A 5,929-nucleotide genomic window follows, 5' to 3' on the forward strand; every position below is an offset into this window, starting at 1 on the left:
CCGCCTTTGATCAACCCAATCCGGGCTGGTTTCAGGAGAGTGGCTGGGAGGGGCTAACCCGCAGCGAAGGGCGCCACACTCGCCAACAGCAGGTGGCCCTGCAAAGCTGGGATCACAAGGCTGCCGAGCTGAATAACTGGTTGAAAGGGCTGGCCGGATGAGCAGAGGGCTCTGGCTGGTTATTCTGCTCTGCTGCAATGCAGCGATGGGCGCTACCCGGCTGGAGGGGCAGACCCCGCTGCCCCTGACGGGTAACCAGACGCCCCAGCGGCTCGATCTGAGCACCCACAGCTGGGCGGTGGGCAGCGATGATGAACTGGTGATCGAGGGCCATAACCCCAGCGCCCGCCCGCAAACCCTGATCCTGCGTATCGACGACGAGGCCTCGGTCAACTACCGCAGCCGAGTCAATCTGGAGCGGATTGTCGCCCCCGGCCCCTTCACCCAGCGCTTTGCCTTGAGTGAGTGGCGAACCAGCCAGCCCAGAGCGCTGGCGTTGGACAAACTCACCAAGCTCTATCTCTTTATGGCCGATAACGCCCCCTCAATAACCATTCACCGCTGGTACTGGCAGCCCGGTCTGACTCTGCCAGCGGGCACCATTGCGCTGGATCTGGGGGCGGCGGCTTCGCCCCGCTTTACCGGCTTTGAGCCCCTGAGCCCGGGGGATCCCCGGCTGATTGGCCACCCTGCCCCCATCTTGCGCCCCTCCGGCGATGCCCTTGTGCGCGATGGGCTGCGCAATCTCGACGGGGTACGACTGAATCTAGCCAAAGGACGCTACCAGCTCACCCTCTGGCTGGATGACCCCGGCGAGTGGGAGTATCTGCCCCACCCCTTCGAACGCAGCGTGCTGGTCAATGGCGAGCCCATCTGGGCCGAACAGTGGCAACCACAGGAGTGGCTAATGCAGCGCTATCTGAAAGGACAATCCCGCGAGGCGCTGCCAAATCCGGATCCCTGGCAGTTGTTCGGGGCACGACAGGGCGGCCCGGTCCATGTCACCCTGAACCACCCCGGCGGCCCGCTCATTATCACACTGGTGGGCCACTCGCCGGATGCCAAATACCTGGCGGGGCTGCTGCTTGCCCCCTATCCGGCCCCCACCAGCAAAGAGGCTCTCCCGAATAGTGGAAAAGATCTCGCCGTATTGGCTGACGCTACCGCAAGCGTGCTGACCAAGCAGCGCCAGCTGTTTTTGGAAAAATGGACCCTGGCCCCCTATTCCCCAACCCCAGCCCCTGCTTCGCAGCAACTGAGCCTCACGCCGATTACGGATGCCGCCCCAACCCTGCAGATCGCCCCGCTATCTGCGGCAGATGCGTTGCAGCAGGCTGCACAACCGGTGCTGGCCGCCCGTGGCAGCCAGCTGCTGCTGGAGTTTGCCATCCACGCCACCACCGACGATCCGGCCCCTTTGCTGGTGATCCAGCCCCCCGAGCAGGCAGGATCGCCGCTGGCGCTGACCCCCTATTACGGCAAGTGGCATCTGGTTCGCCCGCAGGCGAGCGGCACCCTGCTGGCTCCCTCGGATCAGGAACTGGTCGAGGGGATCGCCGGGCTCACCCTGCTGGCAGGCGTACCTCGGCGTCTGGTACTGCAGATCACCGTCCCACGCGATGCGCCTGCCGGTCACTATCTGGGCAATATTCAGCTGCTGAGCCAACAGCAACTGGTGCAGCTGCCGCTGACTATCGAGGTGCTGCCGCTGACCCTGCCCGCGGCCAGCAAGCCAGTCGGCATCTATGTCGAAGCGCCCCCCTATCTGAACTGGCTGAGCCCCGACCCCGAGGCGCTAAAAGAGCAGATCGCCGCGGCCAGTCGCTGCGACCTGCAGCGGCTCGCCAAGCTGGGGATCAGCGGCCTCTCGCCCGCCCTGCCACAGGATGAAGCGGGGATGCGGGAGATCATGGGAGAGGCGGCCGGGCTCGGCTTTGTGCCGCCCCTGCTGGCCTATACCCCGCTCAAACGCTGGGGGAGCGACCCTGCCAGCCAGCTTGAACAATGGCAAGCGCGGCAACAGGGGCTGACCGCCAGCGGCTTGCCCCCGCTGGCATGGAGCCTGTTTGATGAGCCGGATCTCGCCACCCTACCCGCCATCACCACTTTGGCGCGGGAGATGAAACGGCGGGATCCGGCGGTGATCCGTGCGGGCCACTTCAATCATCCGGGTCAGGTTGGTCTGCTGGAAGAGGTGGAGATTGCCTTGATCAACGCAGGCTTTGGCGCCGACAAGGCCGATGTGGCCCGGGTGCGCCAGCACAAGGTCACCCCCTGGTTTTACAATCTGGGCACCCCGAGAGCCGCCGGGTTCTATCTGTGGCAAAGCGGCGCCGAGGGCTATCTGCAGTGGCATGGCCGCATGCCCACCGCCCTGCCTTATGACCCCACCGACGGGCGGGAGAGCGACTTTATGCTGCTCGGCCCGCAAGCCTGCGAGGCGCACCGCCTCTCCCACGATCTGTTGCTGTTGCAGCAAGCCATCGAAGATCTGCGCTGGCTCGCCTGGCTGGAGCAGGAGGCCCGCTATCAGGTGGAAGCCGCCCTGCTGCTGGAGCGCCTGCGGGATCAGCTGCCGACCCGCTGGCAGGTGGCAGAGCAACTGCCCTCTGCCGCCTGGATCCAGTGGCGCCGCGAGATTGAACAACTGGCCAAGGGATTGAAAACATTGCAAACTGGTGCCAACTCATCCTCCTGAAGTGACTGCGTATGGCCAACCAGACTCCCCGCTCCACAGCCAAAGACAGCGTCCTGCGCCGCCTGTTGCCCCTGATGCTGCCGTTGCTGATCCTCACCGGTTGCGCCCGTCAGGAGCCGGTCAATGAGACCCTGCCGATCCTCAACCAGTTGCGGGAACAACAGCTGGCCGAACAGCCCCAACTGCAACTGCAGTACCAGCAAGCGGAGACGCAACTGCCAGCGGATCAGGAGCAGCAGTTGCATCAGTTTTTGGGACGCAAGGATCCGGCCCGGATTGCGCTGGTAAGCGGCCCCGGGCTGCAAACCGACATGCTGGAGAGTGCGCGGATGGCGAGCGTGCGACTGACGGCCCTCACCCGCTTGCTGGGAGCTCGCGCCATTGAGCTGGAGCCCCGCTATGACCCCATGCTGGCCCCCAATACCTTGCTGATCCGCATTCTGCCAAACGGTGAATCGGGGTCGGTCACCCCAGCGGCGGCGCAATAAGGCCGAGGCAAGAGGTTGGCAAGGCCACCCGATAGAGGGGATAAGGGGTCAGCCCCCACAATTTGCGCCAACCCTGGGTAAGACGGTACGAGAGCAGCGGCGGACTCTGGTGCAGCTCGCCTAAAAACATCACCCCTTGGCTCATCCCTTCACCCGCCAGCGTCACTGACATCGCCTCGCTATCCGGCGCCACCAGCATGGCCTGCAGCAGGCCGTCACAGCGGGGATGGGCCAGCTGATAGCTGACATAGGTGCCGCCCAATACTGGCGTAGCCACCCGCAAGCGCCATCCCAACTGGACCAGCTCCAGCAGCATGGGCTTGGCCCCCTCATTGATCGCCCGGTTCTGATAACGCCAGCCCATGGCGGCTGCACTGAGCAGTGCCACCAGCAACAGCAGCAGATATCCCCTAGATAGACCCATCACGGCACCCCCTTAGAAACAGGATGGTCATCACCAGCAACATGATTGCCCACTGGTAGAGCTGGGCCAGCGAGCCGGTATGCAGCCAGCCATACCAGCGCAGATCCAGGCTCATCAGCACCAACCGTAGCTGATTGGCCCCGATATAGAGCAGGCAAACCAGCAGCAACATGGGCCACTGCCGGTAAAGGGGGCGCTCCGGCGCCAGCCAGCAGCAGGAGACCAGCCAGGAGAGCACCACCAGATAGAGTTGAGAAAACGAGGAGCACCCCTTGAGCACGATCAGCGCATGGCCCCCCAACCGCTCGATGCGATTGCCATCAAGGCGAGTCTCCCAGCCCAGCAGCTGCAACCACTGGCCCACCCCCCAGGCATCGAGCGCCAGCACAGGGCCGGAGAGCAGGGCAAACACCTGCTGTCCCCACAACACAGCCACGGTAAAGGCGAGCACAATCTGCAACACCGCCCGCTCATCGCCACTCTGATGACGGCGCCACAGCGAGGCCACCAGCAACAGACAGGCCAGCGCCTTGCAACTGGCGCTGGGGATCAGGATCAGCAGGATAAAGAGGGCGAGCGCCAGTGGATGCGGACGCCAGCTCGGTGCAACCCGCGATGCAATTTGCCACCAGATAGCAATCAGCAACACCACCAGCAGGTTGAAGTGGCCCATATTGAGCCACACCATGCCCCACTGATTGGCCAAACCAAGTAGCAGCCAGTTGGGTGCCCACTGCCAGGGACGGATCTCCATCGCAACTCCTGCCGGTTATCAGCGCTTGTGACCGCTGTCGCAAGTTCCATGCCTGCCCAGCCTCACCCGGATCAAGCCAAGTCCGAGGATGCAACAAAGCTGGCACGCTTTATTCATTCCCCCTGCTGGCACTAGCGCTAGGGAGAAGGAGTGAGCAATGAAACTCAAACCGTTGGCAGGGCTGCTGGGGATGTTGTTGGTCACCTCCCCCGCATACGCCTTGACCGAAGTCGATACCGAACTGCAACTGCTGATGGATGTGTCGGGCAGCGTCAGTTCATCGGAATTCAATCTGCAATTACAGGGCTATGTGGACGCCTTTTACAGTCAGGAGGTACAGAGCGCCATCCTCGATACCAGCGGCGGCAAGCTGGGGTCAATTGCGGTACAGATGATCATGTGGAGCAGCGGCAACCAGCAAAGATCGATGACCGACTGGTTTCATCTCTACGACATGACCTCCATCAACAACTTTGCCGCCACCCTGGATGCTCTGGTGCGCCCCTTTGCCGGATGGACGGCGCCGGGATCAGCCATGGCCTTTGGTGGCTTGCAATTCGACACCAACGACTTCACCGCCGCCCGCCAGGTGATGGATGTGTCGGGAGACGGGATCCAGAACGCAGGTCTGGATACCTCTACCGTGCGGGATCAACTGCTCGCCTCCGGCATCGATACCATCAACGGCATCACCATCGGCCAGGACTATGCCGATGGGGTGCTGCAAGATTGGTATCTCAACAACGTGGCGGGCGGTCAGGATGCGTTTGTTATCAATGCCACCACCTTCGCCGACTTTGGCAATGCCTTGCAGCTCAAACTGGCGGCCGAAATTGAGGGGGGCATTATTCCGGAAGGGGCACTGGCCGCCCCCATCGAGGAGATCCCGCTGGCCGCCCAGCTGCTGCTCGGTATGCCGCTACTGCTGGCCTGGCGCTATCAGCGCCGATCTCAGGGCCGTCCGCAGCAAGCCAACTGGCAACAGACCCCCGCCATCGGCTGATTTATCACCCCGTGTGTTGCGATTAGGGAGCTGTGGCTCCCTGATTTTTTGGCGTAACCATGGTTTTCGGCAGGGGCTGCATAACGTCTGGTTTGAATACTGCCCGTCATCAGTCAGTAACTCAGCTCATTTATCGAGACTGATTGACAGTCTGCTGCTTCGCCGTAATGACAATCAGTGTCGTACTACATCATTCAAGTTTTGGCCTCGCCTGTAGCTCATGGCACAATGCATGCCTTGATTTTGGTTTGGGGGAGATATGACTCCGGCACAGGTGAAGCAATATGATAAAGGATTGGGCCTGTAATTGAGCTTCCGTATTCGTTCCTTAGTACCTTGTCCAAGGGTGCATCTGCTATCAGAAATCTATCTCCATATTCTGGTGGCTCAGTTGGTGGCGTATTGAGTGGAGAATTTGATGCTATCAAGTCAAGTTAAAACCATCATTCGATGGGCCTTAATTTTAATCATTGGTCTTGGCTATTATTTCTGGCTCGGTATAGCCTATTTACCGTTTGGTCATATATCAGAGAAAGAGAGTATTTTACTTTCTGGGCCAATT

5 protein-coding genes are annotated in these 5,929 nt (G+C 61.3%); 3 read left to right on the plus strand and 2 right to left on the minus strand.

Annotated elements, in window-relative coordinates:
* The first annotated feature begins 157 nt into the window (after nucleotides 1-157).
* Entirely contained in the window at nucleotides 158-2,698 is a 2,541-nt protein-coding gene (locus ACRAUW_RS16335; RefSeq protein ID WP_431363124.1) for a hypothetical protein, read from the plus strand.
* Between the two features lie 11 nt (nucleotides 2,699-2,709).
* Nucleotides 2,710-3,186: a hypothetical protein gene (locus tag ACRAUW_RS16340; RefSeq protein WP_431363125.1), complete on the plus strand. Its 477-nt coding sequence runs from the start codon at nucleotides 2,710-2,712 to the stop codon at nucleotides 3,184-3,186.
* On the opposite strand, the gene ACRAUW_RS16345 is transcribed toward ACRAUW_RS16340, so the two are convergent.
* Together ACRAUW_RS16345 and ACRAUW_RS16350 are read right to left on the minus strand one after the other, a co-directional pair.
* Nucleotides 3,164-3,610 (minus strand): hypothetical protein, encoded by a 447-nt coding sequence (locus tag ACRAUW_RS16345; RefSeq protein WP_431363126.1) that lies wholly within the window; start codon nucleotides 3,608-3,610, stop codon nucleotides 3,164-3,166. The genes ACRAUW_RS16340 and ACRAUW_RS16345 overlap by 23 nt on opposite strands.
* On the minus strand, nucleotides 3,597-4,364 hold the full coding sequence (locus ACRAUW_RS16350) for a hypothetical protein (protein ID WP_431363127.1): 768 nt from the start codon (nucleotides 4,362-4,364) through the stop codon (nucleotides 3,597-3,599). The genes ACRAUW_RS16345 and ACRAUW_RS16350 overlap by 14 nt, the downstream gene beginning before the upstream one ends.
* A gap of 157 nt (nucleotides 4,365-4,521) precedes the next feature.
* On the opposite strand from ACRAUW_RS16350, the gene ACRAUW_RS16355 reads away from it, so the two are divergent.
* Complete coding sequence (locus tag ACRAUW_RS16355; RefSeq protein ID WP_431363128.1) at nucleotides 4,522-5,367, plus strand: DUF1194 domain-containing protein; 846 nt, start codon at nucleotides 4,522-4,524, stop codon at nucleotides 5,365-5,367.
* Nucleotides 5,368-5,929 lie beyond the last annotated feature (562 nt).

The organism is Aeromonas sp. (assembly GCF_050633025.1).
In the GTDB taxonomy this organism is placed as follows: domain Bacteria; phylum Pseudomonadota; class Gammaproteobacteria; order Enterobacterales; family Aeromonadaceae; genus Aeromonas.

What these genes read in the sequence shown, in the direction of transcription:
- ACRAUW_RS16350 (WP_431363127.1), bottom strand. Translation starts at nt 4,364, where the DNA reads ATGGAGATCCGTCCCTGGCAGTGGGCACCCAACTGGCTGCTACTTGGT.
- ACRAUW_RS16355 (WP_431363128.1), top strand. Translation starts at nt 4,522, where the DNA reads ATGAAACTCAAACCGTTGGCAGGGCTGCTGGGGATGTTGTTGGTCACC.
- ACRAUW_RS16340 (WP_431363125.1), top strand. Translation starts at nt 2,710, where the DNA reads ATGGCCAACCAGACTCCCCGCTCCACAGCCAAAGACAGCGTCCTGCGC.
- ACRAUW_RS16345 (WP_431363126.1), bottom strand. Translation starts at nt 3,610, where the DNA reads ATGGGTCTATCTAGGGGATATCTGCTGCTGTTGCTGGTGGCACTGCTC.
- ACRAUW_RS16335 (WP_431363124.1), top strand. Translation starts at nt 158, where the DNA reads ATGAGCAGAGGGCTCTGGCTGGTTATTCTGCTCTGCTGCAATGCAGCG.